This window comes from Actinomadura luteofluorescens, assembly GCF_013409365.1.
Classification (GTDB): domain Bacteria; phylum Actinomycetota; class Actinomycetes; order Streptosporangiales; family Streptosporangiaceae; genus Spirillospora; species Spirillospora luteofluorescens.
In genome coordinates, this window is the sequence record NZ_JACCBA010000001.1 from 5,462,369 (window position 1) to 5,488,920 (window position 26,552).

Genomic DNA, 26,552 nt, shown 5'->3' on the forward strand with positions numbered 1-26,552 from the left:
AAAACAGTTGCTTGACGTCAACTTCTTCGACGAGCTTCGCATCGGTCTGGCGACCGCCGACGACATCCGCCAGTGGTCGCACGGTGAGGTGAAGAAGCCGGAGACGATCAACTACCGGACCCTCAAGCCGGAGAAGGACGGGCTCTTCTGCGAGAAGATCTTCGGTCCTACCCGCGACTGGGAGTGCTACTGCGGTAAGTACAAGCGCGTCCGGTTCAAGGGCATCATCTGTGAGCGCTGCGGCGTCGAGGTGACCCGTGCCAAGGTGCGCCGTGAGCGGATGGGCCACATCGAGCTGGCGGCGCCCGTCACGCACATCTGGTACTTCAAGGGCGTCCCGTCCCGGCTCGGCTACCTGCTGGACCTGGCCCCGAAGGATCTCGAGAAGATCATCTACTTCGCGGCCTACATGATCACCAGCGTGGACGCCGAGCGGCGCGACCGCGACCTGCCGACGCTGGAGGCCCACATCTCCGTGGAGCGCCAGCAGATCGAGCAGGCCCGCGACGCGCAGGTCGAAGCCCGCCAGCAGAAGCTGGAGGGCGACCTGGCGGAGCTGGAGGAGGCCGGCGCGAAGGCCGACCAGAAGCGCAAGGTGCGCGACGGCGCCGAGCGGGAGATGAAGCAGCTGCGCGACCGCGCGCAGCGCGAACTCGACCGCCTCGACGAGGTCTGGAGCCGCTTCAAGAACCTCAAGGTCCAGGACCTCGAGGGCGACGAGCTGCTCTACCGCGAGATGCGCGACCGGTTCGGCAAGTACTTCGAGGGCGGCATGGGCGCCGCGGCCATCCAGGCGCGGCTGCAGAACTTCGACCTCGACGCCGAGGCCGAGAAGCTGCGCGACATCATCCGCACCGGCAAGGGCCAGAAGAAGGCCCGCGCCCTCAAGCGGCTGAAGGTCGTCTCGGCGTTCCTCAACACCCGCAACAGCCCGCTCGGCATGGTGCTGGACTGCATCCCGGTCATCCCGCCGGACCTGCGTCCCATGGTCCAGCTGGACGGCGGCCGGTTCGCCACGTCCGACCTGAACGACCTGTACCGCCGGGTGATCAACCGCAACAACCGGCTCAAGCGCCTGCTCGACCTCGGCGCTCCCGAGATCATCGTCAACAACGAGAAGCGGATGCTGCAGGAGGCCGTCGACGCGCTGTTCGACAACGGCCGCCGCGGCCGCCCGGTCACCGGGCCCGGCAACCGTCCGCTGAAGTCGCTGTCCGACATGCTCAAGGGCAAGCAGGGCCGGTTCCGGCAGAACCTGCTGGGCAAGCGCGTCGACTACTCCGGCCGTTCGGTCATCGTCGTCGGCCCGCAGCTGAAGCTGCACCAGTGCGGCCTGCCCAAGCAGATGGCGCTGGAGCTGTTCAAGCCGTTCGTCATGAAGCGGCTGGTCGACCTCAACCACGCGCAGAACATCAAGTCCGCCAAGCGGATGGTCGAGCGGGCCCGCCCGGTCGTGTGGGACGTGCTGGAAGAGGTCATCACCGAGCACCCGGTGCTGCTGAACCGGGCGCCGACCCTGCACCGGCTCGGCATCCAGGCGTTCGAGCCGCAGCTGGTCGAGGGCAAGGCCATCCAGATCCACCCGCTCGTCTGCACCGCGTTCAACGCGGACTTCGACGGCGACCAGATGGCGGTGCACCTGCCGCTGTCCGCCGAGGCGCAGGCCGAGGCGCGGATCCTGATGCTGTCGACCAACAACATCCTGAAGCCGTCGGACGGCAAGCCCGTCACCATGCCCACCCAGGACATGGTCATCGGCCTGTACTGGCTGACGACGCAGAAGGACGGGGCGGTGGGCGAGGGCCGCGCGTTCGGCTCGATCGGCGAGGCCATCATGGCCTACGACCGGCACGAGCTGGACCTGCAGGCCCGGATCCAGATCCGGCTCAAGGACGTCCCGCCGCCGCGCGGCTGGAAGGCGCCCGAGGGCTACGAGCCCGGCCGGCCCTACCGGCTGGAGACGACGCTCGGCCGCGCGATGTTCAACGAGACGCTGCCGGACGACTTCCCGTTCGTGGACGACGAGATCGGCAAGAAGCAGCTCTCGGCGATCGTCAACGAGCTGGCGGAGACCTACCCGAAGGTGGCCGTCGCCAACGCGCTGGACGCGCTGAAGAGCACCGGGTTCCACTGGGCGACCAGGTCCGGCGTCACGATCGCGATCGACGACGTCATCACGCCGCCCAACAAGGCGGAGATCCTGGGCGGCTACGAGGCGCGCGCCGAGAAGGTGCAGCGGGAGTTCAACCGCGGCCTGATCACCGACGACGAGCGCAAGCAGGAGCTCATCGAGATCTGGAACAAGGCCACCGCGGACGTCGCGGTGGACATGGAGAAGGCGTTCCCGAAGGCCAACCCGATCTGGATGATGATCCAGTCGGGCGCCCGCGGCAACCCGCTGCAGCTCCGCCAGATCGCCGGTATGCGCGGCCTGGTCTCCAACCCCAAGGGCGAGACCATCCCGCGTCCGATCAAGTCGTCCTTCCGCGAGGGCCTGTCGGTCGTCGAGTACTTCATCTCGACGCACGGCGCCCGCAAGGGCCTGGCCGACACCGCGCTGCGCACCGCCGACTCGGGTTACCTGACCCGGCGCCTGGTGGACGTCGCGCAGGACGTCATCGTCCGCGAGGAGGACTGCGGCACCGACCGCACGATCCCCTTCGAGGTCGCCGACCGCCTGCAGGACGGCACCCTGGTCAAGCTCGCCACCTCGGAGACGAGCCTGGTCGGCCGCACCATCGCCGAGGACGTCGTCGTCGACGGGACGGTCATCTTCCCCGCCGACACCGACCTGTCCGACGCGGTCGTGTCGCGCCTGGTCGAGGCGGGCGTGGAGAAGGTCCGCACCCGCAGCGCCCTGGTCTGCGAGGCCAAGATCGGTGTCTGCGCCGCCTGCTACGGCCGCTCGCTGGCCACCGGCAAGCGGGTGGACGTCGGTGAGGCCGTCGGCATCATCGCCGCGCAGTCCATCGGCGAGCCCGGCACGCAGCTGACGATGCGCACCTTCCACACCGGTGGTGTGGCGGGCGGCGACATCACGCACGGTCTGCCGCGTGTCCAGGAGCTGTTCGAGGCCCGCATCCCCAAGGGTGTGGCCCCGATCAGCGAGGTCGCCGGCCGCGTCAAGATCGACGAGACGGAGAAGGCCCGCAAGGTCGTCATCGTCCCGGACGACGGCTCCGACGAGATCGCCTACCCGGTGCCGATGCGGTCCCGCCTCCTGGTCAAGGAGGGCGAGTCCGTGGGCGTCGGCCAGCAGCTCATCGCGGGTGCGATCAACCCGCACGAGGTGCTGCGCATCCTCGGCCCGCGCGCCGTGCAGCTCCACCTCGTCCAGGAGGTGCAGGAGGTGTACCGGTCGCAGGGCGTGTCGATCCACGACAAGCACATCGAGATCATCGTTCGCCAGATGCTGAAGCGGGTGAACATCCTGGAGTCGGGCGACACCGACCTGCTCCCGGGTGATCTGGTCGAGCGTCCGATCTTCGAGGAGACGAACCGGAACGTCGTGGCCGAGGGCGGGGTCCCCGCCGCCGGCCGCCCCGTCCTGATGGGCATCACCAAGGCCTCGCTCGCGACCGAGTCGTGGCTGTCGGCGGCGTCCTTCCAGGAGACGACCCGGGTGCTCACCGAGGCCGCGATGCACGCCAAGAGCGACCCGCTGCTCGGCCTCAAGGAGAACGTCATCATCGGCAAGCTCATCCCGGCGGGTACCGGCATGCCGCAGTACCGCAACGTCCGGGTCGAGCCGACCGAGGAGGCGAAGGCGGCGGTGTACTCCGTCGGCTCCTACGATGACGGCGCCGAGTACGCCTTCGGGCAGGGCTCCGGCGAGGCCGTCCCGCTGGAGGAGTACGACTTCGGTCAGTACAACCGCTGAGTCGGCCGACACGCACCGACGAGGCACAAGGCGAGGCCCCTTCCGGGTTCCGGAAGGGGCCTCGCCCTTTTCCGGCCTCGGCAGGTCTTCGATCCCGCATTCCGCATTCCGCATCCGCAGGCCCGGTCAGACCGATGCGGTCCTGCCCGAACCGACCGCCCGCGTGGGCGGTGACGGGTGTGCCTCAGACAGGCGTCGGCTGGCGTTCCCCTCCTACCTGTACGGTCTCTGGTAAGCAGTCCCGCTTGCGGGACCCAACCGAAACACCAGAGGGAGAAAGTCTTGCCCCACATCGTGCGTATGAGCGGCGACCCGAAGGCGGCAGCGCGGCAGGCGCTGATCGAGGCCGCCACCCGCAGCCAATCGGTGGAGCTGTGCTTCACCGGCACCCTCGACGACGTCTTCGAAGGCGACCACCACCAGGACCTGACCGTCCCGGTGAACCTCCGCGAGTCGGTGGAAACGGTCGTGGCCAGGATGCGCGAGGAGGCCCAGAACCAGCAGCGGTGACCTGATCACCGTCTCTCTTGAAGCGGGTCCGGCCACGCCGGGCCCGCTTCCACTGTGCTGGGGGACGAGAGCACGCCGCGCCGATGCCCAGGTCAGCGTCCCGCCGACCGCGTCCGGCACTCGAAAGGACGCCCCGCGCTCCCGCAGCGCCTGAGCGCGCCCAACTTCAGTGGGCTCTATCGAAGGGGCGCCCGGTGACCGACTCGACCACGGCGGTGAGGACCAGGTAGTTCGCGCTGGTGTAGGCGTACTTCGTGCCCGGAGGGCCCAGCGGTTCGACGCCGTCCAAAGCGCCGAGACGTCCGGCGGCCCCGGGGCAGCCGGAACCGTGGCAGTCGGTGACCCTGGACGTGGCCGACGCGGGGATCCCGGCGGTCTGCTCCAGTAGGTGGCGGATCGTCACCTTGGCGGCGTGAGCCGGGCCGCCGAACCGGAAACCGGGCAGACGGTCGGTGACGGGGTCGTCCAGGCGCAGCCGCCCGGCCTGGACGAGCGTCATGACGGCGGTCGCCGTGACGGGCTTGGCGATGGAGCCCCACAGGAAGGGTGTGCGCGGGGTGACGCGCTCGCCGCGTCCGTCCGTCCCCCAGGTCCGTTGGTGAAGCGGCCCGTCGCGGCCGACCACCGCGTAGCTGAGACCGGGCGAGTGCGTGGCCCTCATCCGGTCACGGACATAGGCGTCGATCTCGGCATACGGGCCGGCCGTCGCGGAGGCGGGGACCGGCGGGACGCAGAGCAGGAGGGTGAGCAGCGCGAGCAGGACCGCGGATCGAGAGTGCATGCGATGTCCTCGGAACGAATAACCGTATGGCCGTACGGTTTTACCGTATGGCGATATGGTTATCAAGTGCCGAGGACCGCCGACCACGAGCAGCGCCGCCGCCAGATCGCCCTGGCGGTCTGCGCGCTCGTCTCCGAGCAGGGGATCGACGCCGTCACCGTCGCCCGCACGGCCGCCGCCGCGGGTATCTCGGTCGGGCTCGTGCAGCACTACTTCCGCACCAAGGACGACATGCTGCTGCACGCGTTCGCCCACGTCAGCGCGTCCATTCGCGGCCGGGTCGACGCGCGGATCCGGGCCGGGACCGAGCACCGCAGGCCCATCGCCCGGATCCTCGCCGAGGCGATGGCCGAGTTCCTGCCCCTGGACGAGACGCGCCGGACCGAGTTCCGGGTCGCCACGGCGTTCGCCGGGCGGGCCCTCGACGCCCCGGCCCTCGCCGAGGTCGACGTCGCGACCGCCCGCGCCCTGCGGGCCGACATCGCCCAGGCCGTCCGCAACGGCAAGGAGTGCGGGGAGGTCGAGCCCGGCCTGGACCCGGTGCCCGCCGCCGTCCGGCTCGCCGCCGTCACGGAAGGACTCGCGATGCAGGTCTACCGAGACCCGGAGGTGCTGAACGGCGTCCCCACCGCGGACCTCGCGGCCTCGGTCATCGACGCCGAACTGGCCGCCGTCTTCACCGGCGAGTGCCGCCAGTACCTGGATCGCTGATCTGCGCGCCAGCCCTGACCAGGAGATCGCCCGCAGCGTTCGTCCCGCTCATCATCGGACCGCCGGTCCTAGGGAGAACGGTCCGTTACTAGGCCGCCGGAACCAAGGCAGGCTCATGGGGCGGCCATCGAGGGCCGGCCTTGGCGAGGAAGAGCGGTGATCACGCGATGAAGGCGGTGCGGTTCCACGAGTACGGCGGGATCGATGTCCTGCGGGTGGAGGAGGTGGAGCGGCCGGTGCCCGGCCCCGGGCAGGTGCTGGTGGAGGTTCGCGCGGCGGGGATCCAGCCCGGCGAGGCGCACATCCGGGAGGGCGGGCTGCACAGGCGCTGGCCGGCGGCGTTCCCCTCCGGGCAGGGCACCGACCTGGCCGGTGTCGTGGTCGAGCTCGGCCCGGAAGTGCGCGGCTTCGCGGTGGGGGACGAGGTCCTCGGCTTCACCCATGACAGGGCGAGCCACGCGGAGTTCGTCGCGGTCGACGACGTCCGGCTGACGCCGCGCCCGGCAGGGCTTTCCTGGGACGTGGCCGGGTCGCTGCAGGTGGCGGGCGCGACCGCCTGGGCCTGCGTGTTCGCGGTCGACCTCGGACCGTCCGACACGGTCGTGGTCTCCGGCGCCGCGGGCGGTGTCGGGTCCCTCGCCGTGCAGCTCGCGCGGCGCCACGGCGCCACGGTGATCGGGCTGGCGAGCGAACCGAACCACGCCTGGCTGAAGGAGCACGGCGTCATCCCGGTCGAGTACGGGGACGGCGTGGCCGACCGGATCAGGGAGGCGTCCGGCGGGACCGTCGACGCGTTCATCGACACGTTCGGCACCGGCTACGTCGACCTGGCGGTGGAGCTGGGAGTGCGGCCCCAGCGGATCAACACGATCCGCGACTGGGGGACCGCGGCCAAGGTCGGCGCCCAGACCGCCGGGGAGAGCACGGCGTCGTGCGCGGCCGTCCTCGGCGAGCTGGCCCGCCTCGTCGCGCGCGGGGAGCTGGAAGTGACGATCGCCCGCGCCTACCCGCTGGCCCAGGTGCAGGACGCCTTCCGCGAACTGGAACAGCGCCACACCCACGGCAAGATCGTCCTCCGGCCCTGACCGTCTCCCCGGCCCGGCCTTGTGCCGGGAAGATCCTGGAGTAGGACGCGGGAGATCGAGGACCGGCAGGACGCGGGAGTGGGCATGAGTGACGAAGCGCCCCGAACCGGCGTTTCCGTGGAGTTGTCGGAGCGGCTGTCCGGCGCGGAGCCCAAGGTCCGCGAGCTGGCCGCCGCACAGCTCGGGGATCTGCTCATCGGTGCGTGCAGGGGCGGCCTGGACACGTCTCCGATAGTGCTGCCGCTCGTGGAGGCGCTCGCGCGAGAGGCCGACTCGGTGGTCCAGGAGGAGATCGCCCACTCCCTGGGACATCTCGTCGAGTACGGCACCGTCCCCGAGGCCATCGTCGAGCCGCTCCGAGACTGCATGCCACGCCTGTGCCCGGAGGCCGCCGCCCACGTCGCCGACGTCCTCGAAGCCGCCCGCTGGGAAGCCTGACCCGAGCAGCCACCATCGGACTTCCCGGATCGGCTCACCAGGTGGACGGGAACATGCGGTGCTTGAGGAGATCGCCGACGACCTTGGCCGCGGCGTCGGCGTCGGTGCATGGGTGCAGGTAGCCGCGCCGACCGAGCCGGGCGTCGTGGTAGGCCCACTCGCCGCCCGGCACCGGCAGCGCGCTCACCTCGATCGCGATCTCCTCGGTCCCGTTCACGTAGACCCGTAGAAGCGGGACGGCCGCGGGCCGGTACAGCTTCACGAACCGCCACCCCTGGGGCCGGAGCGTCAGCGCGAGTACCTCCAGATACCGGCACGCGGTCCTCCGGCCCAGCCGTGTCCGCAGATAGAGGACGGAGCGTTCCACCTGCGCGCTCAACACCTCGCCCACGTGACCTTTCCTCCTTCCAGCAGCGGCCGCGTTCCCCACTCGACGGCCAGTTGCGACACCAGGTGCAGCCCCCGCCCGCCCGTCGCCGTGTGGTCTTCCGGCTGGACAGCCGGCCGCCCCGTCCCGCCGTCCCACACCTCGATCACAGGCCGCCCGTCACCCTCGTCCCGGAACAGCCGGACGACGATCGGCCCCTCCCCATGCAGCAGCGCGTTCGTGACGAGCTCGGACACGACGACCCGCGCGTCCGAGTCGTCCGCGATCTCCCACGCCCGAAACCACGCGCCGACGAACCGCCGCGCGAGCGCCGGCGCCCGGCCGGACGGTTCGAGGACGAGCGTCGGCACCTCAGGAGCCACAGCCGTCGGAGCCATCTGGCACCACCTTCGAAGAGTGTCGGTTCTGCTGACACCACCGAAGAGCATGGGAAACACTTTGTGTGACAACGTGATTACTCTCGCGTAATCGCGGCGGTGAAGGTTGCTGCCCGCTTGCGACCACTTGCCGGGTGGCGCAGTCTGGTTGGGAGAGGACGAGAACCATGGCCCGCAAGCCCCGCCGGGATCTTCAAACCGTCAGCCCCACGCTCATCGCCTACGGCAATCAGGTGCGCTATTACAGGGAGCGCATGGGTCTCAGCCAGGATCGACTGGGGGATCGATTCCCGGTCAGTGGCTCCTACATCGGCCAGATCGAAGTCGGCAAGACCCGCTGCACCTCCGACTTCGCTCAGCAACTCGACGAGATCGTCAGTGCTCAGGGCTGCCTCATTCGGCTCTGGAAGGACCTTGTCCAAGACGCCGCCTACCCCACCTGGTTCGACTGGCCCCCCATTGAGCGCGACGCCATGATGCTCCAAGCATTCGAGCTCTCGGTGGTGCACGGTCTGCTGCAGACCCCCAAGTACGCCATGGCACTTCTGGACGACGAAGCCGCCGTCTCCGCTCGCATGGCGCGCCAAAATATTCTTGCGAGGGAGAATCCATCTCCCCCGATGCTTTCGGTCATGCTGGATGAGAACATCCTCACTCGTGACGTGGGCGGCTCGGAGGTGATGAGAGAGCAACTCGAACAGCTGATCCTTCTTCAGGCAAGGCGGTGCATTATTCAGGTGGTACCGGCCGAGGTTCACGACGGTCTATCCGGCTCGTTCATTCTCGCGACAATGGCCGACCGCAGTGAGGTAGCGTACGTGGAGACCGCTCTGCGCGGGATGACGATGGCTGGTGCAGGGGATGTCGCGAGGCTGTCCGAGGCTCTGGTCTCCCTCCGTGCCAGCGCTTACTCGGTGAAAGAGTCCGTAGAGTTGATTCGTAAGGTGGTTGAGGAGAAATGGACCTGAGCAACGCTCTGTGGCGTAAGAGCGGCCGCAGCACGAACAACGGTGGAGCGTGCGTCGAGTTGGCCTCGATGTCGGAGACGGTTGTCGTGCGTGACAGTAAGGACCCGGACGGGCCGAAGTTGCTTATTGAGCGGCGCGCTTTCAGAGCGCTGCTGTCCGACCTGAAGCGGTGATTTCTCGGGAGGCGCCCCATTTCGCGGGCGGCTTAGATGATTGATCTGGGCAGGGCGGCGTGGCGTAAATGCAGCATTACCACTGCCAACGGTGGTGAGTGTGGGGGCTGGCGGATGCTCCTGTGGCGGTGGCCGTTCGGGATAGAAAGTTCACCTTCCTCGTATAGGCGCGGAGTTGAACTCGGGCGCGTGGTCTGTGGCCCAGCTTGTGAAGGTGCCGGGCGGGCGGCCGGTGAGGCGCTCAATGTGGTCGGTGGTGCGGTCCGACCCGGGGCGCCGCACCGAGGCGGCGATCAGCGCTTCCACCAGTGGCTCGGGGCGGCCGTCCGCGAGCATCTGTGATCGTGCGAGGTCGGCGGGGACCGGCTGGAAGCGCAGGCGGCGCCGGAGAACGGCGCCGAGTTGGGCGACCTGATCGGCGCGGCTGAGGACCTCGGGGCCCGTCAGGACGTACAGCCGCTGGTCTGGTTCGTGATGCGCGAGGAGTACGGCTGCGGCCGCATCGGCAACGTCGCGCTCGTCCACGACGGCCGTGCGCGCTATGTCCAGCCCTGACACCACGTCACCCAGCCGAAGTTGCGGTGCCCAGCCTCGGGTGTTGGAGGCCAACGTGTCACTGCGCAGTACCAGCGGGTGCAAGCCGGCTGCGTGGAGCAGGGCTTCCATGTCCGCGTGCACTTGGGCGATGGGATCGGGCTGGCGAACGGCTTCGTCGTCTATGGCGGTCGTGGACAGGTAGATGACACGGGGTGCCGCCGCGTTCAGCTCCTCAATCAGGTCATGGGCGGCTGTGGAATCGAGCAGCGGCCACAGGAGGAGAACGGCGTCGATGCCCGCGAGCGCCTCACGGACGGAAGCGGGGTCTGTGAGGTCGCCGACCACCGACTCGATTCCGGCGCGTGGAGCGGTCTGGTGGCGCACGAGGATTCGAAGGCGTGCTCCATCCGCTTGGAGACGGGTGACGACTTCTCGGCCGAGGTTGCCGGCCGCGCCGGTGACCAGGATCAACGGACGAGAGCGCGGGCCCGCGGAACGAGTGTTGTCAGGCATGATCGGGACGTTAGGGGTTCAGGTCGGCATGAAGGCAAGGCGCGCGTGGTGAAGACGATCGGAGAAGCGGCCGCGGAGCTCGGGATCGATGCCCACGTCCTTCGGCACTGGGAAGACGCCGGGGCGCTCACGGTGCGGCGCGATGGCAACGGTTACCGCGTCTACGACGACGGTGCTCTGGAGCAAGCGCGCACCGTGCTGAAACTGCGGCGGGTCGGGCTTTCGCTGCCCGAGGTCGTGGCGGCCATGGCACCGACCAAGTCGGCGGCACAGGCGGTCGTGAGGGCGAAGATCGGCGCGCTCGAAGGCGAGATCGTCCACCGGCAGCAGGCGATCACCTTCCTGCAGCACACGGTCGAGTGCCGGCACCGGTATCTCGACGACTGCCCGGACTGTGCGGCTTTTGCGCGTGAAGCCTGAGCCCGCCCCTGTTGGGGAGCTCCAGAGCGTTTGCCGGGGCCGCACCCGTTCGGTCATGGCCTAACATCCCCGGATGACCGAACGGCTCCTATGGCGCTGCTTGGGTGCGCTCGCACCCGTCCTCGTCGGACTCTGCGTCCTCGGGTTCTGGGGCATGTCCGCTCTCGATGCACGCGCCGACCGGGCCCGGGAGTTCGCCTGCGTCCATGACCGGGCCGCCGCGCACTGGAGCCACGGATACGGGGCCCTGGCTCCCCGTCGGCGTTCTCGCCGCCGCCGTACTGGCCCTCGTCCTCGCCGTCGCCGTCCTCGCGGCCGGCGCCCGCTCCCCCCTCTGGGCCCGCCTCCTCTGCTGCCCGACGGTACTGATCGCCGCCTTCGCCCTCGTCCTGGCCGCCGTCGTGACCCACGACCACTTCGCGTTCCCCGGCAGCGACATCTCCACCGTCAACAGCGCACCCTGCGGTGTCGGCTGACCATCTCCGGCAGGTCCGTCCGCGCCGCATCGGGGGCGGCCGCCTGCTCCTGACTCGGCGCGGGACCGGAGCGGAGCGGTGCCGGTGGCCGGCCCGAGCGATAGCGTCGTCGGATGACGAAGGACGAGGTCGGAACGGGTGCCGGAAGGCAGGGGCGTGACCGTGGCGCCGACGTACGGGACGTGGTGGCGTCCCACATGCCCGGCTACGGCATCGACTCCGTGGTGCTGCTGGGAGAGGGCGAGGACAACATCGCCTTCTCGGTCAACGACGAGCTGATCGTCCGTTTCGGCAAGGAGCCCGACCCCGAAAGCCGGGCGGCGCGGGTTCGCGGTGAGGCCCGCCTGCTCGCCGTCGTCGCCGACGTGTCACCGGTGGCCGTGCCCGAGCCGAGGTTCACGGTGGCGGAGCGGGGCTGCCTGGCCTACTTCAGGCTCCCCGGTCTCCCGCTGATCGATGCCGATCCGGCGCAGCGGTCGGCGCATGGCGGTTCCGTCGCCGTCGCGCTCGGGGAGTTCCTCGGCGCGCTGCATGCCGTTCCCGGCGGCGAGATGGCGGGCCTGGTGGGGACCGATGACGAGCCGATGACCGTGTGGGCGGAGGAGTCCGCGCAGATCTACGGCACGATCATCGGGGCGGTGCCGCCGCCGCACCGTCCCGCCGTGGAGGCGTTCCTCGGCGCCGCGCCCCCGGCGGACCCGCGCGACCTGGTGTTCTCCCACAACGATCTGGGGATCGAACACGTCCTCGTCGACCCGGACGCGTGGACCATGACCGGGGTCATCGACTGGAGCGACGCCGCGATCACTGATCCGGCCCGGGACTTCGGCCTGCTCTACCGCGACCTCGGACCCGACGCCCTCGACCTCGCCCTGAGCGCGTACCGGGCCGACGCCGGAGATGTCAGAGAGCGCGCGGGCTTCTACGCCAGGTGCGGTGTGCTGGAGGACATGGCCTACGGGCTCGGAACCGGGCACCGCAAGTACCTCGACAAGTCTCTCGCCGCACTGGAATGGCTCTTCCCCGTGGACGGCGGCTAGAAGCGCGACGTCCAGGCGAGAACCGGGGCTCAGGCAAGCCAGGGGGCGCGGGTCGAAATCGGCGCGCTCGACGAACAGGTCGACGCGCTCCTGCGGCAGCGCGTCCAGGTCGAACACCTCGACCGTGCCCTCGATCATGACCACGTCCCGGGTGGGCCCCAGCCCCGGCCGGGCGGTCCGGGAGGCGGCCAGGTTCCGGGAAGCCCGTCATGGTCGCTCCTGGGGACGGCGGGGCGGCTGAGCCTTCGGTCACGCTAGCCGCAGGGCCGTGACCTGTGCTTCTCGATTCCTGACCGGCCCTGCCCGAAAGAGTGCGTCCGGCCTGGTGCGGGACAATGGGGGTGTGGGTCGGTGGGTCCTGCATGTGGACTTGGACCAGTTCATCGCCGCCGTCGAGGTGCTCCGGCATCCGGAGCTTCGCGGGCGGCCGGTCGTCGTGGGCGGGGACGGCGATCCGAGCAAGCGCGGCGTGGTGAGCACGGCCTCCTACGAGGCGCGCGAGTACGGCGTCCATTCGGGCCTGCCACTGCGGACGGCGCTGCGGCGATGCCCGGAGGCCGTCTTCCTGCCCGTCGACAGGGAGCTGTACGAGTCCGTCTCGGAGCAGGTCATGGCCGCGCTGCGCAGCCTTGGCGTCGTGGTGGAGGTGCTCGGGTGGGACGAGGCGTTCCTGGCCGTGGACGGCGATGACCCGGAGGCGACGGCCCGGGAGATCCGTGACCGGGTGCGGGCGGCGACGGGGCTCGAATGCACCGTGGGCATCGGGGAGAACAAGCTCCAGGCGAAGCTGGCGACCGGGTTCGGTAAACCCGCCGGGGTCTTCCGGCTCACCGGGGAGACCTGGTTCGCGGCGCTCGGCGACCGGCCGACGGACGCGCTGTGGGGGATAGGGGCCAAGACGGCCAAGCGGCTGAGGGGACTCGGCATCGCCACGGTGGGCGACCTCGCGGCCGCGGATCCCGGCGCCCTGGCGCGGGAGGTCGGTCCCATGACCGGTCCCTGGCTGGTGCGGCTCGCCCAGGGGCGGGACGGTTCCCCGGTGAGCGACGCGCCGTACGTCCCGCGCTCGTGCGGCCGGGAGACCACCTTCCAGCGCGACCTGGACGACTGGGAGGACGTGCGCCGCGAGGTCGTCCGGCTGGCGCGGAGAGTCGCCGAGGACGCGGCCTTGGACGGCAGGGACGTCGCCCGCGTCGTCGTCAAGGTCAGGTACGTGCCGTTCACCACTCGCACCCACGGCCGGACGCTGGAGGCGCCGTCGGGCGAGCCGGCCCGGATCGAGGAGGCCGCCCTCGCCGCACTCGACCGGTTCACCGGGCGGCGTCCGGTGCGGCTGCTGGGCGTCCGCGCCGAGTTCGCTCGATGACCTGCGAAGATGCCCGGACGATGGCCGGGAGGTGGCCGTCGGTTTTTTGACTCTTTGGTGCGTTTTGGCGTTTTCGGCGGCGGGGATGATGGCGGTCGTTGCTCGACGTACGCGACGGGGGAGAGAGCAGATGAAGAGGGTCATGACCGGGGCACTGATCGCCGCCGTGGTCGGGATCGGCGGAGTGGGCGGCGCGGCCGCCGCCCAGGCGTCCGACCCCGGCGAGCAGCCCGCGCGCCAGGACTGCCGCACCTACTCCAGCGTCAAGGAGTGCGGCCAGCCCAAGCTGAACGACAAGCAGCGCGCGTGCGTGACCTCGTCGGTCCAGCAGGGCATGACCGAGCGCCGCGCCACGGTGGAATGCTCCGCCTTCGCTTAGAACGCTGCTTGCGAAAGGGGCCCGCTCCGGGGGAGCGGGCCCCTTCGCCGTGGCCGGGAGAGTCAGCGCGGCGGTTGCGCGTTGGTCCACTCGGCGATCTGGAAGGCCCGGTAGGCGGCGACCTCGCCGGGCTTGTGGAACCGGTCGGGCATGTCCTTCGCCCTCAGCGCGCGCGGCCGGCCGTTGTCACCAGGAGGCAGCGGCCGGCTTCCGTGCGGCGGCTTCGCCACGAGGTCGCGGATGGCCAGCAGAGATCCGGTGCCAGGGTCGACGATGAACTGGCGCCGGTAGGTGCCGAGCTGCTTGGGGGCGGTGAACATGCCGAGGGGCGTGGTGGTCTTCAGCGGCAGCGACACCACCGTTCCGACGCGGCCGAGCGGATCCGTCGTCCGGCCCTCGGGCTTGACGCCGGGCATGTCGGAGAGCATCCGGAAGACCGCCGCCCGCACCTTGGGCGGCGCCGGTTCGGTGGACAGCAGCTCCCCGGCGACATCGCTGAGAGCCCGTATACGCTCCTGCCCCCGCAAGGCGCGGATCGGCTCCTCCTTCTCACCGTCCTTTGAGACCGCGTGCCAGTGCCCCTTGAGGCCCAGCAGGACCTTCTTCAGCGCCTCCGGCTCCGTGGGCAGCGCGGCGATCTGTCCCGGTGTCATGCCGTAGAACCGTTCGACGTACGGCGGCCACGGGGCTCCCCTGCCCGTCTTCGGGGACATGTCCAGGTTCACCTGTCCGCCTCCCCCTTCGGGATTCGGGGCGTGGACCCAGGACGGTGACCCCGCCGCCTGCCACTTCTGCTTGTCCTGCGGGGTGACGGGAAGACCCTGGAGGTCGAAGTGGGTGCCGCGGCTCAGACCGGTCCGGTCCGTCCACGTCTCGATCGCCTGCCTCGAATCGACCTTGTAGTGGTTCTCGGCGCTCTTGCCGACCGCGTAGATCTCGCCCATGACGGTCTTGATGTGCCAGTACTTCCCCGCCGGCGCCTTCGCGGCATTGGCCGCGGCCACCAGGAGCACGTTCCCGTTCAGGGGGACGGTGTTCTCCGCGCGGGGCTTGCCGGCCGGGGCGCCGTCCCCCGTGGAGACCACGACGGCCACGGCCCCCGGCGGCGACGGCGGCCGTGGCGGCCACGCTCAGCAACTGGATCCGCATACGGCCCGGATGGCGGGGGCGGGGCCGGGGACGCGCTCCGCCGCCGTCCCGCCAGTCGATGCGCTGGGCGAGCCGCTCCGGAGGCTCCTCCACGGCGAGACCCGTGCGCATCTGCCGCAGGGCTTCGAGGTCGTCCATGCTCTACTCCTCGGAGAGGGCCTTGCGCAGCTTGGCCCGGCTTCTGTGGATCTTGGCCTTGACGGTGCCGACCGGCAGGCCGAGCGTCTCCGCGATCTCCGCGTAGGACATCTCACCCCACGCCAGCAGCAGGACGGCGTTGCGGTCCTGCGCGCCCAGCGAGGCCAGCGCCCGCGCCAGACCGGGACCGCACGCCGCAGCGGAGGCGCGCTCGCTGGCCCTGTCGGCGACCCCGTCCTCGGCGGGATCGGTGCCGGTGCGGGCGAACGCCCGGTACATGCGGGTCTCCTGGCGGTGGTGCTTGGCGATCAGGTTGCTGGCGATGCCCCACAACCAGGCGCCGAACTCGGCGCGTCCGTCGAACCTGTCGCGCCGCCGGAAAGCGGTCGCGAACGCCTCCGCGACCACGTCGTCGGCGAGAGAACCGCCGAGGCGCCGCCTGACGTAGGCGTGCAGCCGCGGCGCGTGCCTGCGGAACAGCTCGCCGAAGGCTTCGGGATCGTCCAGGGAAGCTGCGACGATCCGTGAATCGTCCAGCTCGTCCCTGGCATGGCTCACCATAGCCATAGGCGTCTCTTCATGGAGTGCGGTCTCCGTGTCCGGGGGGAGTACTGACACTCCCTCTATCCCGAACCCCGCGCCCCGGTTGCGACTATCCGTCGGCCGCCTGCCACCCGGTCGCGGACCAGGACAGCGCGTTCGAGGACGGCTTGGAGGTCAGCCGGATGTGGGCGAGCTGCGAAAAGTCCGCGCTGAGCAGGCAGAACCCCGACCCCACATGGACGTCCGCGTAGCGGAGCTTCGGATTGACCGGGTGCGGTTTGACCTGGGTGTAGCAGGCGGCGCCCTCGGGTCGTCCTCGCCGCAGGCGCTCGTCCCGGCGGCGGCGTAGAACGCGGTCAGCCCGGGGGCGAACACGTCGTCGGCCGCGGTGATCTCACCGCCCGTGATCTGCTCCGGCGCCATGAAGACCGGGGTGCCGACCCGGATGCCCCACCGGGTGAGGGCGCTCGCGGCCGCGGCGCGTCCGGGTCGGTGACGGATGCGGTGTAGAGGCCCTGCACCCGCTGGGCGACCTCGACCTCACGGCGGCAAGCGGGCGGCGGAGGCGGGCGGTGGGGGACCGGCGGCGACCGGACTTGCCGGGACGGAGGGGGTGAGGACTGTCCCCACTGCGAGAAGCAAACAAGATCGGGCGGCGCCGTCTCGACGGCCGCGTCGCCCCTGCCCATAGGAGCTCCCATGAGCTACCCGCAACCCGCCCTTACGATTCCCCGCGTCACCGGCGACAACGCAGCCGAGCTCGACGCGGAGATCGAACGCTACGCGCGCGCGTTCTTCGGCACGGACGCCGAGCTGGCGTTCCCCGACCGGTACCACGCGGAGCTGACGAACGAGAAGTTCAGCGACTCGAAGCTGTACGCGGTCGAGGGAGTGACCGTTCGGCGTGACTGGCCCAACCGGCGGAACATCGTGGAACGCCGGGTCGACCTTCCGCCCGTCCGCGGCGGCGGCGTCGCCGAGATCGAGGCCGAGATCAAGCGCCTCACGACCGAGTTCTTCGGTTCGGAGACCCGCATCACGCCGCAGAACGGGGAGTACAAGGTGGTGCTCGTGCCGGACGCGGAGGACGACAAGAAGTACGAGGTGAAGGGCGTGAGCGTCAAGCAGTCGGGCAAGTGGCCGACGGCGGCGTGACGTCCGCGCCGTGAACCCCATCAGGCCGTCATCACTTCGGTGACGGCCCCCTACCAGTGGCCCCTCGCATGCGCGAGGGGCCACTCTGCTGTGAGTCCGGTTCCAGGACCGGGGGGCCGGTCCTGGCCGCAGGAGGGGGTCAGGGCAGGGGCAGCGGGCGGCGGGGGACCGGGGACGACTGGAGGATGGACGTCGTCGTCTTCGCGTACGGGGTGAAGCGGTCGAGGATCGGTTCGAGTTCCTCGACGGCGCGCAGGTGCGCGATGAAGTAGAAGCAGTCGTCGCCCGTGATGCGGTGGCACTCGACGATCTGCGGGACCTCGTCGGCGATCTTGGGGATGCGGCTCAGCTCGCGCGGGCCCGGGCTCACCCGGACCAGGACGGCGATCGGGAAGCCGAGCGCGACCGGATCGACGGTGGCGTGGTAGCCGGTGATGACGCCGGTGTCCTCCAGGCGCTGGACGCGCTCGGCGACGGCCGGGGCGGACAGCCCGACGCGGCGGCCCAGCTCGGCGATGGACGCCCGGCCGTCCCGCTGGAGCTCGGTGAGGATCCGTAGGTCGATCGGGTCGAGCGGCTTGGGTTCGTAGGCGCGGCCCGGTCGGCCCCTGCGGTTCGCCATTCCCCCAACTTACGGACAGGCCGACCATACGACCATGTCGTTTCCGCCGTGGTCGTACTTTGTCGGAAGTGCGGTCTTCCACTACCTGGGGCCCTCGTTCGCCGTGCTGCTGTTCCCCCGTGTCGGGCCCCTGGGCGTGGCGGGGATACGGATCTGGAGCGCCGCCGCCGTCTTCGTGCTCTGGCGCAGGCTATGGCGGAAGTCCAGAGGCAGGAACCGGCGGACGGTCCTGGTGTGGGGCGCCGTGCTCGCGGCGATGAACGTGTCCTTCTATATGGCGATCGCGCGATTGCCCCTGGCGACGGTGGCGGCGATCGAGTTCTTGCCCGTCATCCTCTTGGCCGCCCTAGGGATGAGGACAGGACGCAACATCGTCGCGCTCGGTGCGGCCGTCGGGGGCGTGTACGTCCTGACGGAGGTGCGGATCGAAGGGGAGCCGCTCGGGTTCGTCTTCGCGTTCGCCAATGCCGCACTGTTCGCGGTGTACATCGTCGTCGCCCACAAGGCCGCGCGGTCCGACGCCGGGGGCATCGACGGGCTGGCCATGGCGATGGTCGCGGCGACCGTGTTCGTCCTTCCCGTCGGCGGCGTGCAGGCCGTGCCGGCGCTGGCCGATCCGGTCGCGCTCGTCGCGGGGATCGGCGTCGGGATCTCCTCGTCGGTCATCCCGTACGTGTGCGACCAACTCGCGATGGCGCGCCTCGGCCGTGCCACCTACGCGCTGATGGTGTCGCTGCTCCCGGCGACCGCGACCGTGACCGGGCTCGTGGTGCTGCGGCAGGTGCCGGCGCCGGCGGAGATCGCCGGAGTGGGGTTGGTGGTCGCCGGGGTGGCGGTGCACCGTGGAGAAGTTGAGAAACGCGGAGAACGTTGAGAGGAGAGGTCATGGAACAGGTGCGGCTCGGGAAGACCGGGATGAAGGTGTCGCGGATCTGCCTCGGCATGATGAGTTACGGCGACCCGGCGGTGCGGCCGTGGGCCTTGGACGAGGAGGCGGCGGAGCCGATCGTCCGGCGGGCCGTGGAGGGCGGCGTCACGTTCTTCGACACCGCCGACGTGTACTCCGTGGGCGTCAGCGAGGAGATAACCGGACGCCTCCTGCCGAAATTCTTCTCCCGCAGGGACGACTACGTGCTGGCGACCAAGGTGTGCCTCCCCATGGGAGACGGTCCGAACGACCAGGGCCTGTCGCGCAAGCACATCATGGCGGGCATCGACGCCTCCCTCAGGCGTCTCGGTGCCGACTACGTCGACCTGTACCAGATTCACCGCTGGGACTACGGGACGCCCATCGAGGAGACCATGGAGGCCCTGCACGACGTGGTGAAGTCGGGCAAGGCCAGGTACATCGGGGCGTCCAGCATGTACGCCTGGCAGTTCGCCAAGGCGCAGCACGTCGCCGACCGGCACGGCTGGACGGAGTTCGTGGCGATGCAGAACCACTACAACCTTGTCTACAGAGAGGAGGAGCGGGAGATGATTCCGCTCTGCCTCGACCAGGGGGTGGGCGTCATTCCGTGGAGCCCGCTCGCACGGGGGATGCTCGCCGGCAACAGGGAGAGGGGCGGCGAGCGCAAGACCGTCCGGTCCCAGAACGACTCTTTCGGCGACAGCCTCTACGGGGAAGCGGACTTCGACGTCGTGGACGCCGTGCGCGAGGTCGCGGCGGAGCGGGGCGTCCCGGCGGCGCAGGTGGCGCTCGCGTGGCTGCTCGCCAAGCCGGGGGTGACATCGCCGATCGTGGGAGCGACGAAGCTCACTCACGTGGACGACGCGGTCGCCGCCGCGGACCTCCGGCTGGAGGACAAGGAGATCGAGCGGATGCAGGCCCCGTACCGGCCCCACACGGTCATCGGGCATTCCTGACGGATCCGGCGGAGGACGCCTCCGGGGCGGAACGCTCCGGAGGGGTCCCGCGTCTATCAGGGGTGGTGATTTGCGATACCACCGGCGATCGGGGCAGGCTGGTGGCGAGAACGCCCACGCATGGCAAGCCCGCCAGGTGGGGACATGGGTGACAAGGTTCGGAGGCCGCGTTATGCGCCGCGCGTCTCCGGACTTCCGGGAGCTGAGGAGCCCCGGGACGACGGCGCTGAAGGAGCCCGACGATGACCGAGAACGACGGCACGCAGGGACCGCAGCGGCCGATGCCGGAGGATGAGGGGCACCCCAGGCCGCCGGAGGGCCAGGAGCCCCCCGCCCGGCCGCTGGGTGACCGCACCGTGGTGTTCGGTGCTCCGCAGTTGGGCGGCCAGTCCCCGGCACCGCCGGCGCAGCCCCGCGACGAGGAGCGGCAGGCGCCGCCCCCGCCGCCCCCCACGATGGTCGAGCAGCCGATGCAGCAGTTCGGCGAGCAGCCCCCGCCCCCGCCCCCCTACGGCGCCCCACAGGACCAGCAGCCCCAGTACGGGCAGCCGCCCGCCGGGCGGATGCCCTACGGCACGCCTCCCGGGCCGGGCGGATTCCCGCCCCCGCAGGAGCAGCAGCCGCCCCAGCAGTACGAGCCGCCCCAGCAGTACGGCCAGCAGCAGTACGGTCAGCAGCCGGAGCAGTCCCCGTACGGGCAGCAGCCTGAGCAGCCGTACGGGCAGCAGCCTCCGCAGCAGCAGTCCGGGTACCCGCAGCAGCCGATGCACGGCGCGCCCCAGGAGCAGCGGCCGCAGTACGGCCGGCCGCAGTACGGCGAGCAGCCGCGGCCCGAGCAGCCGCAGGAGTCCGGCACCGACCGGACGCTGATCGTCCCGGGCCCGGCGGGCGCGCCGCAGCAGCCGCAGCGGCCCGTGGTGGACGACCAGGCGACGCTGCACTGGTCGCCCGGCACCGACATCCCGGTCGCCACAGGCCCCGAGCGCAGGCAGGAGCCCCCGGCCGAGCCGTGGCAGGCCCCGGCCCCGACCCCGCCGTCCACGCCCGAGCCGTGGTCGCCGGAGCCGTCCCAGCCCGGCGGTCAGCAGGGGCAGTCCGACCACGAGCGGACGATGATGGTCCCGCCGCCTGACTCCGGCTACGGCGCCGGGTCGCAGCAGACCGGCCCCTCGGTGGACGACCTGTACCGCCCGCCCGGCGAGGGCAACGTGGAGGACGCGCGCCCGACCGAGGCGTTCGACCCGTCCGCCGCCTCCCAGGGCAGGCACGCCGCCGACTCGTCCGGCATGGCCGAGCACACCCGGCTCGACATCGGCCAGCAGCAGTGGGGCCAGCAGCAGCCGCAGCAGCAGGGCTATGGCCAGCAGCAGTACGGCCAGGGCGGCGAGCAGCAGGGTTACGGTCAGCAGCAGTACGGCGGCCAGCAGGGCGAACAGCAGCAACAGCAGTTCGGCCAGCAGGGCCAGTACGGTCAGCAGCAGGGCTACGGCGAACAGCAGGGCTACGGTCAGCAGCAGTACGGCCCGCCCGGCGGCGAGCAGCAGCAGGGCCAGCAGTTCGGTCAGCAGCAGTACGGGCAGCAAGGCCAGCAGGGCCAGCAGCAGTACGGGCAGCAGGCTCAGTACGGCCAGCCGTCCACCTACGGCGGCGAAGAGGGCGGCAAGGGCAACAAGAACACGCTCCTGCTGGTCGGCGGCGGTGTCGCGGTCGTGGTGATCCTCGTCGTCCTGGTGGTCGCCTTCGTCCTGTAGGACGCGAAACTCCCAGAACGCGAGACGGCCGGGGACGCAAAAACTGCTCCACGACTTTCCCAAACACGGGAACGTGGGTAACAATGCAGCAGACGCGACCCCGGCCGTCGACGACCCGGGCCCCCGCGATCGCGTGCGAAGCCAGGTTCGAGCTTGCGAGAACCTGATCGCGCAGCGAGCCGCCAAGGCGAGTCGGAGCGATGCCAGCGATCGCCCACGTTCTCGACGATGGAGGGCCGCCAGGCCCGAAGGAGGAGAGAGGCGCAGTAGGCACAGCCTCCCTCGCTTTGCACTTTGGCTGAGTGGTCGGTAACCTCTTCACTTGTGCCCGCTGTGTGCGGGCCGCTATGCGTGCGCGTCGGCGAGGCCGGGAGGCCAGCCCCAGCGCGCCGCATCTACTCCCCGGCTTGATTCGGCCCAGTTAGGGCCGGGCGGTCTGTGTCGGTTTCGCGCGGTTGTATTTCCGTGGGGCGGCGACACGCCCGACCGCGTGGGTCGGAGAGGTCGGGAAACCGGCAGGTCACAGCCTCACCTGAGGTGGTGATTGCAGCAATAGGACTTACCGGCTCGGTACGAGGAAGACGGAGACGCGGTGCCCACGATCCAGCAGCTGGTCCGCAAGGGCCGCCAGGACAAGGTGACCAAGAACAAGACGCCCGCGCTCAAGGGCAGCCCCCAGCGCCGGGGCGTCTGCACGCGCGTCTACACCACGACGCCAAAGAAGCCGAACTCCGCGCTCCGGAAGGTCGCCCGTGTCCGGCTGACCAGCGGGATCGAGGTCACGGCCTACATCCCCGGCGTCGGCCACAACCTGCAGGAGCACTCGATCGTGCTCGTGCGCGGCGGCCGTGTGAAGGACCTCCCCGGCGTTCGGTACAAGATCATTCGCGGCTCCCTCGACACCCAGGGCGTCCGGAACCGCAAGCAAGGGCGCAGCCACTACGGCGCGAAGAAGGAGAAGAGCTGATGCCGCGCAAGGGCCCCGCTGGCAAGCGCCAGCTGATCGCTGACCCGGTGTACAACTCGCCGCTGGTCACCGCGCTCATCAACAAGGTTCTGCTGGACGGCAAGCGCTCCATCGCGCAGAGCATCGTGTACGACGCCCTGGAGGGCGCCCGCGAGAAGACCGGCAACGACCCGGTCGTCACGCTCAAGCGCGCGCTCGACAACGTCAAGCCCACCCTGGAGGTGCGCAGCCGCCGCGTCGGTGGCGCGACCTACCAGGTCCCCGTCGAGGTCCGGCCGGCTCGCAGCACCACCCTCGCGCTGCGCTGGCTGGTGCTCTACGCCCGGCAGCGGCGTGAGAAGACGATGATGGAGCGGCTGATGAACGAGCTGCTCGACGCGAGCAACGGTCTCGGCGCGTCTGTCAAGAAGCGCGAGGACACGCACAAGATGGCGGAGTCCAACAAGGCCTTCGCCCACTACCGCTGGTAATCCCGGCGGATCTGCAACGACGAGAGACGACGCGAGGACGGCAGTGGCTACCAAAACCGGTGTAGACCTGGCCAAGGTCCGCAACATCGGGATCATGGCCCATATCGACGCGGGCAAGACCACCACGACCGAGCGCATCCTGTACTACACGGGGATGAGCTACAAGATCGGTGAAGTGCACGACGGCGCCGCCACCATGGACTGGATGGAGCAGGAGCAGGAGCGGGGGATCACCATCACCTCCGCCGCCACCACCTGCGAGTGGCCCGTCGACGACGTCAAGCACACGATCAACATCATCGACACCCCCGGCCACGTCGACTTCACCATCGAGGTGGAGCGCAACCTGCGGGTGCTCGACGGCGCGGTCGCGGTGTTCGACGGGGTCGCCGGCGTGGAGCCCCAGTCCGAGACGGTGTGGCGCCAGGCCGACCGGTACGGCGTGCCGCGCATGTGCTTCGTCAACAAGCTCGACCGGGTCGGCGCGGAGTTCCACCGCTGCGTCGACATGATCGAGAACCGGCTGAGCGCGACGCCGCTGGTGCTGCAGCTGCCGATCGGCGCCGAGTCCGACTTCAAGGGCGTCGTCGACCTCGTCCGGATGAAGGCCCTCGTGTGGAACGAGGAGGCCAAGCTCGGCGAGATGTACGACACGATCGACATCCCCGAGTCGCACGCCGAGACGGCCCGCGAGTGGCACGACAAGCTCGTCGAGACCCTCGCGGAGAACGACGACGAGATCATGGAGCTGTACCTGGAGGGCAACGAGCCCACCGTGGAGCAGCTGCACGACGGCATCCGGCGCGCGACGATCGCCGCGAAGCTCACCCCGGTGACCTGCGGCACGGCCTTCAAGAACAAGGGCGTGCAGCCGCTGCTGGACGCGATCGTCCGCTACCTGCCCTCGCCGCTGGACGTGGAGGCCATCGAGGGCCACGCCGTCCGCGACGAGGAGAAGGTCCTCGTCCGCAAGCCGAGCGAGGACGAGCCGTTCTCCGCGCTGGCGTTCAAGATCGCGAGCGACCCGCACCTGGGCAAGCTCACCTTCGTGCGCGTCTACTCCGGTGTGCTGGAGTCCGGCGCGAACGTGATGAACTCCGTCAAGGAGCGCAAGGAGCGCATCGGCAAGATCTACCGGATGCACGCCAACAAGCGCACCGAGATCGAGCGCGCGGGCGCCGGCGACATCGTCGCGGTGATGGGTCTCAAGCAGACCACCACCGGCGAGACGCTGTCGGACGACAAGAACCCGATCGTGCTGGAGTCGATGAACTTCCCGGCGCCGGTCATCCACGTCGCGATCGAGCCGAAGACCAAGGCCGACCAGCAGAAGCTGGGCACCGCGATCCAGCGGCTGGCCGAGGAGGACCCCTCCTTCCAGGTCCGGACGGAGGAGGACACCGGCCAGACCGTCATCTCGGGCATGGGCGAGCTCCACCTGGAGATCCTCGTCGACCGGATGAAGCGGGAGTTCAAGGTCGACGCCAACGTCGGCAAGCCGCAGGTCGCCTACCGCGAGACGATCACCCGCAAGGTCGAGAAGGTCGAGTACACCCACAAGAAGCAGACGGGTGGCTCCGGCCAGTTCGGCCGCGTGATCATCGACCTGGAGCCGCTCGGCGGCGGGTCCGACGGCTACGAGTTCGAGAACAAGGTCACCGGCGGCCGCATCCCGCGGGAGTACATCCCGTCGGTCGACACGGGCTGCCAGGAGGCCGCGGAGTTCGGGGTCCTCGCCGGCTACCCGATGGTGGGCGTCAAGGTCACCCTGCGGGACGGCGCCTACCACGAGGTCGACTCCTCGGAGATGGCGTTCAAGGTCGCCGGTTCCATGGCGTTCAAGGAGGCCGCCCGCAAGGCGTCCCCCACGCTGCTGGAGCCGATGATGTCCGTCGAGGTCACCACGCCCGAGGACAACATGGGCGACGTGATCGGCGACCTCAACAGCCGCCGGGGTCAGGTCCAGTCCATGGACGAGCGGCACGGCATGCGCGTCATCAAGGCGCTCGTGCCTCTGTCCGAGATGTTCGGCTACGTGGGTGATCTGCGCAGCAAGACCCAGGGCCGGGCTGTCTTCACCATGCAGTTCGACTCCTACGCCGAGGTTCCCGGGAACGTCGCGCAGGAGATCATCGCCAAGGCGCGGGGCGAGTAAGCACCCGGGCCTGCCCACAGATCACCAAGACGTAAACGAAGCGGTCGTCTAGGCGGCCGAGGATCGCAACAAGGAGCAACCAGTGGCGAAGGCCAAGTTCGAGCGGACGAAGCCGCACGTGAACATCGGCACCATTGGACACATCGACCACGGTAAGACCACGCTTACCGCGGCGATCACCAAGGTGCTCCACGACAAGTACCCGGACCTCAACCCCTTCACGCCGTTCGAGGACATCGACAAGGCGCCGGAGGAGCGCGAGCGCGGCATCACGATCTCGATCGCGCACGTCGAGTACCAGACCGAGGCGCGGCACTACGCGCACGTGGACTGCCCGGGTCACGCGGACTACATCAAGAACATGATCACCGGTGCGGCGCAGATGGACGGCGCCATCCTCGTGGTCGCCGCGACCGACGGCCCGATGCCGCAGACCAAGGAGCACGTGCTCCTGGCCCGCCAGGTCGGCGTCCCCTACATCGTCGTCGCCCTGAACAAGTGCGACATGGTGGACGACGAGGAGATCCTGGAGCTCGTCGAGCTCGAGGTCCGCGAGCTGCTGTCGGAGTACGAGTTCCCGGGCGACGACGTCCCGGTCGTGCGCGTCTCCGCCTTCCAGGCGCTGCAGGGCGACGAGAAGTGGGCCGCCTCGATCGGCGAGCTGATGGACGCGGTCGACGAGAACGTGCCGGAGCCGGTGCGTGACACCGAGAAGCCGTTCCTGATGCCGATCGAGGACGTCTTCTCGATCACCGGCCGCGGCACCGTCGTGACCGGCCGCATCGAGCGCGGTGTCGTCAACGTCAACGAGACCGTCGACATCATCGGCATCAAGCCGGAGTCCACCTCGACCACCGTCACCGGTGTCGAGATGTTCCGCAAGCTGCTCGACCAGGGCCAGGCGGGCGACAACGTCGGCCTGCTCCTGCGCGGCATCAAGCGCGAGGACGTCGAGCGCGGCCAGTGCGTCATCAAGCCGGGCACGAACACCCCGCACACCGAGTTCGAGGCGCAGGTCTACATCCTGTCCAAGGACGAGGGCGGCCGCCACACGCCGTTCTTCAACAACTACCGTCCGCAGTTCTACTTCCGGACCACGGACGTCACCGGCGTGGTGAACCTCCCCGAGGGCACCGAGATGGTCATGCCGGGCGACAACACCGAGATGCGCGTCGAGCTGATCCAGCCCGTCGCCATGGAGGAGGGCCTGAAGTTCGCCATCCGTGAGGGTGGTCGGACGGTCGGCGCCGGTCGCGTCACCAAGGTCATCAAGTAACACCTCTCGTCACGCGGCGGCCCGGTCGTCGGGCAACCTCAACCGGGCCGCCGCGTCACGACCAGTGAAGTAACCAGCGGCACTACAGCAAAGGACACCGAGGCCACCATGGCGGGACAGAAGATCCGCATCCGGCTCAAGGCCTACGACCACGAGGTCATCGACACCTCCGCGAAGAAGATCGTTGAGACGGTGACGCGGACGGGCGCCAAGGTCGCGGGCCCGGTGCCGCTGCCGACCGAGAAGAACGTGTACTGCGTCATCCGTTCGCCGCACAAGTACAAGGACAGCCGCGAGCACTTCGAGATGCGCACGCACAAGCGGTTGATCGACATCATCGACCCGACGCCCAAGACGGTCGACTCGCTGATGCGACTCGACCTTCCGGCCGGCGTTGACATCGAGATCAAGCTCTAAG

The 26,552-nt window shown here is 69.6% G+C and carries 28 protein-coding genes; 21 read left to right on the forward strand and 7 right to left on the reverse strand.

What is annotated here, in order from left to right; translation table 11 throughout:
• The first annotated feature begins 7 nt into the window (after positions 1-7).
• Together BJY14_RS25410 and BJY14_RS25415 are read left to right on the forward strand one after the other, a co-directional pair.
• The gene (locus tag BJY14_RS25410; RefSeq protein ID WP_179845917.1) at positions 8-3,880 is read left to right on the forward strand and encodes a DNA-directed RNA polymerase subunit beta'; all 3,873 of its coding nucleotides are present in this window, start codon (positions 8-10) and stop codon (positions 3,878-3,880) included.
• Positions 3,881-4,162: 282 nt separating this feature from the next.
• Positions 4,163-4,390 (forward strand): hypothetical protein, encoded by a 228-nt coding sequence (locus BJY14_RS25415; protein WP_179845918.1) that lies wholly within the window; start codon positions 4,163-4,165, stop codon positions 4,388-4,390.
• A gap of 166 nt (positions 4,391-4,556) precedes the next feature.
• On the opposite strand, the gene BJY14_RS25420 is transcribed toward BJY14_RS25415, so the two are convergent.
• Positions 4,557-5,171, reverse strand: a complete 615-nt coding sequence (locus BJY14_RS25420) for a serine hydrolase domain-containing protein (protein WP_179845919.1) — start codon at positions 5,169-5,171, stop codon at positions 4,557-4,559.
• A 66-nt stretch (positions 5,172-5,237) separates the two neighbouring features.
• Between BJY14_RS25420 and BJY14_RS25425 the strand changes: the two genes are divergently transcribed.
• From BJY14_RS25425 to BJY14_RS25435, 3 genes are all read left to right on the forward strand, one after another.
• Positions 5,238-5,882: a TetR/AcrR family transcriptional regulator gene (locus tag BJY14_RS25425; protein ID WP_179845920.1), complete on the forward strand. Its 645-nt coding sequence runs from the start codon at positions 5,238-5,240 to the stop codon at positions 5,880-5,882.
• 167 nt (positions 5,883-6,049) lie between these two features.
• Complete coding sequence (locus BJY14_RS25430) at positions 6,050-6,967, forward strand: NADP-dependent oxidoreductase (protein WP_179845921.1); 918 nt, start codon at positions 6,050-6,052, stop codon at positions 6,965-6,967.
• A gap of 84 nt (positions 6,968-7,051) precedes the next feature.
• A complete protein-coding gene (locus BJY14_RS25435) occupies positions 7,052-7,405 on the forward strand; it encodes a hypothetical protein (RefSeq protein ID WP_179845922.1) in 354 nt (117 codons plus the stop codon).
• A 34-nt stretch (positions 7,406-7,439) separates the two neighbouring features.
• Here the strand turns inward: BJY14_RS25435 and BJY14_RS25440 are convergent, their stop codons facing one another.
• Entirely contained in the window at positions 7,440-7,796 is a 357-nt protein-coding gene (locus tag BJY14_RS25440; protein WP_179845923.1) for a hypothetical protein, read from the reverse strand.
• Positions 7,781-8,170 (reverse strand): ATP-binding protein, encoded by a 390-nt coding sequence (locus BJY14_RS25445; RefSeq protein ID WP_179845924.1) that lies wholly within the window; start codon positions 8,168-8,170, stop codon positions 7,781-7,783. The genes BJY14_RS25440 and BJY14_RS25445 overlap by 16 nt, the downstream gene beginning before the upstream one ends.
• Positions 8,171-8,337: 167 nt before the next feature.
• On the opposite strand from BJY14_RS25445, the gene BJY14_RS25450 reads away from it, so the two are divergent.
• Together BJY14_RS25450 and BJY14_RS25455 are read left to right on the forward strand one after the other, a co-directional pair.
• Positions 8,338-9,138 carry a helix-turn-helix domain-containing protein gene (locus tag BJY14_RS25450; RefSeq protein ID WP_179845925.1) on the forward strand — a complete coding sequence of 267 codons (801 nt, stop codon included), beginning with the start codon at positions 8,338-8,340 and terminating at the stop codon, positions 9,136-9,138.
• On the forward strand, positions 9,129-9,311 hold the full coding sequence (locus tag BJY14_RS25455; protein WP_179845926.1) for a DUF397 domain-containing protein: 183 nt from the start codon (positions 9,129-9,131) through the stop codon (positions 9,309-9,311). Before BJY14_RS25450 ends, BJY14_RS25455 begins: the two co-directional genes overlap by 10 nt.
• Before the next feature lie 150 nt (positions 9,312-9,461).
• Here the strand turns inward: BJY14_RS25455 and BJY14_RS25460 are convergent, their stop codons facing one another.
• On the reverse strand, positions 9,462-10,361 hold the full coding sequence (locus BJY14_RS25460) for an NAD(P)H-binding protein (RefSeq protein ID WP_179845927.1): 900 nt from the start codon (positions 10,359-10,361) through the stop codon (positions 9,462-9,464).
• 45 nt (positions 10,362-10,406) lie between these two features.
• Here BJY14_RS25460 and BJY14_RS25465 point away from each other — a divergent pair, with 45 nt between their 5' ends.
• The 5 genes from BJY14_RS25465 to BJY14_RS25485 all read left to right on the forward strand — a co-directional run bounded on the left by BJY14_RS25465 (position 10,407) and on the right by BJY14_RS25485 (position 14,042).
• On the forward strand, positions 10,407-10,781 hold the full coding sequence (locus tag BJY14_RS25465; RefSeq protein ID WP_179845928.1) for a MerR family transcriptional regulator: 375 nt from the start codon (positions 10,407-10,409) through the stop codon (positions 10,779-10,781).
• Positions 10,782-10,987: 206 nt separating this feature from the next.
• Positions 10,988-11,257, forward strand: coding sequence for a hypothetical protein (locus tag BJY14_RS25470; protein ID WP_179845929.1), 270 nt, complete (start codon positions 10,988-10,990; stop codon positions 11,255-11,257).
• 113 nt (positions 11,258-11,370) lie between these two features.
• Complete coding sequence (locus tag BJY14_RS25475) at positions 11,371-12,297, forward strand: phosphotransferase family protein (protein WP_179845930.1); 927 nt, start codon at positions 11,371-11,373, stop codon at positions 12,295-12,297.
• Positions 12,298-12,640: 343 nt separating this feature from the next.
• The gene (locus BJY14_RS25480) at positions 12,641-13,663 is read left to right on the forward strand and encodes a DNA polymerase IV (RefSeq protein ID WP_179845931.1); all 1,023 of its coding nucleotides are present in this window, start codon (positions 12,641-12,643) and stop codon (positions 13,661-13,663) included.
• Between the two features lie 130 nt (positions 13,664-13,793).
• Entirely contained in the window at positions 13,794-14,042 is a 249-nt protein-coding gene (locus tag BJY14_RS25485; protein ID WP_179845932.1) for a hypothetical protein, read from the forward strand.
• 62 nt (positions 14,043-14,104) lie between these two features.
• Here BJY14_RS25485 and BJY14_RS25490 read toward each other — a convergent pair whose 3' ends face one another.
• Together BJY14_RS25490 and BJY14_RS25495 are read right to left on the reverse strand one after the other, a co-directional pair.
• Positions 14,105-15,136, reverse strand: a complete 1,032-nt coding sequence (locus BJY14_RS25490) for a CU044_5270 family protein (protein ID WP_179845933.1) — start codon at positions 15,134-15,136, stop codon at positions 14,105-14,107.
• 196 nt (positions 15,137-15,332) lie between these two features.
• Positions 15,333-15,896, reverse strand: coding sequence for an RNA polymerase sigma factor (locus BJY14_RS25495; RefSeq protein ID WP_246396091.1), 564 nt, complete (start codon positions 15,894-15,896; stop codon positions 15,333-15,335).
• A 675-nt stretch (positions 15,897-16,571) separates the two neighbouring features.
• Here BJY14_RS25495 and BJY14_RS25500 point away from each other — a divergent pair.
• Positions 16,572-17,027 carry a hypothetical protein gene (locus BJY14_RS25500; RefSeq protein WP_179845934.1) on the forward strand — a complete coding sequence of 152 codons (456 nt, stop codon included), beginning with the start codon at positions 16,572-16,574 and terminating at the stop codon, positions 17,025-17,027.
• 139 nt (positions 17,028-17,166) lie between these two features.
• Here BJY14_RS25500 and BJY14_RS25505 read toward each other — a convergent pair whose 3' ends face one another.
• Positions 17,167-17,649 (reverse strand): Lrp/AsnC family transcriptional regulator, encoded by a 483-nt coding sequence (locus BJY14_RS25505; protein WP_179845935.1) that lies wholly within the window; start codon positions 17,647-17,649, stop codon positions 17,167-17,169.
• Between the two features lie 34 nt (positions 17,650-17,683).
• On the opposite strand from BJY14_RS25505, the gene BJY14_RS25510 reads away from it, so the two are divergent.
• From BJY14_RS25510 to rpsJ, 8 genes are all read left to right on the forward strand, one after another.
• The gene (locus BJY14_RS25510; protein ID WP_179845936.1) at positions 17,684-18,523 is read left to right on the forward strand and encodes an EamA family transporter; all 840 of its coding nucleotides are present in this window, start codon (positions 17,684-17,686) and stop codon (positions 18,521-18,523) included.
• Between the two features lie 11 nt (positions 18,524-18,534).
• A complete protein-coding gene (locus BJY14_RS25515; RefSeq protein ID WP_179845937.1) occupies positions 18,535-19,515 on the forward strand; it encodes an aldo/keto reductase in 981 nt (326 codons plus the stop codon).
• A 242-nt stretch (positions 19,516-19,757) separates the two neighbouring features.
• Entirely contained in the window at positions 19,758-21,266 is a 1,509-nt protein-coding gene (locus BJY14_RS25520; protein WP_179845938.1) for a hypothetical protein, read from the forward strand.
• 592 nt (positions 21,267-21,858) lie between these two features.
• Positions 21,859-22,233 carry a 30S ribosomal protein S12 gene (rpsL, locus tag BJY14_RS25525; RefSeq protein WP_021597495.1) on the forward strand — a complete coding sequence of 125 codons (375 nt, stop codon included), beginning with the start codon at positions 21,859-21,861 and terminating at the stop codon, positions 22,231-22,233.
• Positions 22,233-22,703: a 30S ribosomal protein S7 gene (gene rpsG / locus BJY14_RS25530; RefSeq protein ID WP_179845939.1), complete on the forward strand. Its 471-nt coding sequence runs from the start codon at positions 22,233-22,235 to the stop codon at positions 22,701-22,703. Before rpsL ends, rpsG begins: the two co-directional genes overlap by 1 nt.
• A gap of 43 nt (positions 22,704-22,746) precedes the next feature.
• Positions 22,747-24,858, forward strand: coding sequence for an elongation factor G (gene fusA / locus BJY14_RS25535; protein ID WP_179845940.1), 2,112 nt, complete (start codon positions 22,747-22,749; stop codon positions 24,856-24,858).
• Between the two features lie 82 nt (positions 24,859-24,940).
• Positions 24,941-26,134, forward strand: a complete 1,194-nt coding sequence (tuf, locus tag BJY14_RS25540; protein ID WP_179845941.1) for an elongation factor Tu — start codon at positions 24,941-24,943, stop codon at positions 26,132-26,134.
• Positions 26,135-26,242: 108 nt separating this feature from the next.
• Entirely contained in the window at positions 26,243-26,551 is a 309-nt protein-coding gene (gene rpsJ, locus BJY14_RS25545) for a 30S ribosomal protein S10 (protein WP_018657599.1), read from the forward strand.
• Position 26,552: the final 1 nt, after the last annotated feature.

Coding starts and splice junctions, on each gene's coding strand:
- BJY14_RS25495 (WP_246396091.1), bottom strand. CDS start 15,896: ATGGCTATGGTGAGCCATGCCAGGGACGAGCTGGACGATTCACGGATC.
- BJY14_RS25515 (WP_179845937.1), top strand. CDS start 18,535: ATGGAACAGGTGCGGCTCGGGAAGACCGGGATGAAGGTGTCGCGGATC.
- BJY14_RS25455 (WP_179845926.1), top strand. CDS start 9,129: ATGGACCTGAGCAACGCTCTGTGGCGTAAGAGCGGCCGCAGCACGAAC.
- BJY14_RS25420 (WP_179845919.1), bottom strand. CDS start 5,171: ATGCACTCTCGATCCGCGGTCCTGCTCGCGCTGCTCACCCTCCTGCTC.
- BJY14_RS25510 (WP_179845936.1), top strand. CDS start 17,684: ATGTCGTTTCCGCCGTGGTCGTACTTTGTCGGAAGTGCGGTCTTCCAC.
- BJY14_RS25435 (WP_179845922.1), top strand. CDS start 7,052: ATGAGTGACGAAGCGCCCCGAACCGGCGTTTCCGTGGAGTTGTCGGAG.
- BJY14_RS25500 (WP_179845934.1), top strand. CDS start 16,572: ATGAGCTACCCGCAACCCGCCCTTACGATTCCCCGCGTCACCGGCGAC.
- rpsG (WP_179845939.1), top strand. CDS start 22,233: ATGCCGCGCAAGGGCCCCGCTGGCAAGCGCCAGCTGATCGCTGACCCG.
- rpsJ (WP_018657599.1), top strand. CDS start 26,243: ATGGCGGGACAGAAGATCCGCATCCGGCTCAAGGCCTACGACCACGAG.
- BJY14_RS25450 (WP_179845925.1), top strand. CDS start 8,338: ATGGCCCGCAAGCCCCGCCGGGATCTTCAAACCGTCAGCCCCACGCTC.
- BJY14_RS25470 (WP_179845929.1), top strand. CDS start 10,988: ATGACCGGGCCGCCGCGCACTGGAGCCACGGATACGGGGCCCTGGCTC.
- BJY14_RS25445 (WP_179845924.1), bottom strand. CDS start 8,170: ATGGCTCCGACGGCTGTGGCTCCTGAGGTGCCGACGCTCGTCCTCGAA.
- BJY14_RS25430 (WP_179845921.1), top strand. CDS start 6,050: ATGAAGGCGGTGCGGTTCCACGAGTACGGCGGGATCGATGTCCTGCGG.
- BJY14_RS25485 (WP_179845932.1), top strand. CDS start 13,794: ATGAAGAGGGTCATGACCGGGGCACTGATCGCCGCCGTGGTCGGGATC.
- BJY14_RS25475 (WP_179845930.1), top strand. CDS start 11,371: ATGACGAAGGACGAGGTCGGAACGGGTGCCGGAAGGCAGGGGCGTGAC.
- BJY14_RS25520 (WP_179845938.1), top strand. CDS start 19,758: ATGACCGAGAACGACGGCACGCAGGGACCGCAGCGGCCGATGCCGGAG.
- BJY14_RS25460 (WP_179845927.1), bottom strand. CDS start 10,361: ATGCCTGACAACACTCGTTCCGCGGGCCCGCGCTCTCGTCCGTTGATC.
- BJY14_RS25505 (WP_179845935.1), bottom strand. CDS start 17,649: ATGGCGAACCGCAGGGGCCGACCGGGCCGCGCCTACGAACCCAAGCCG.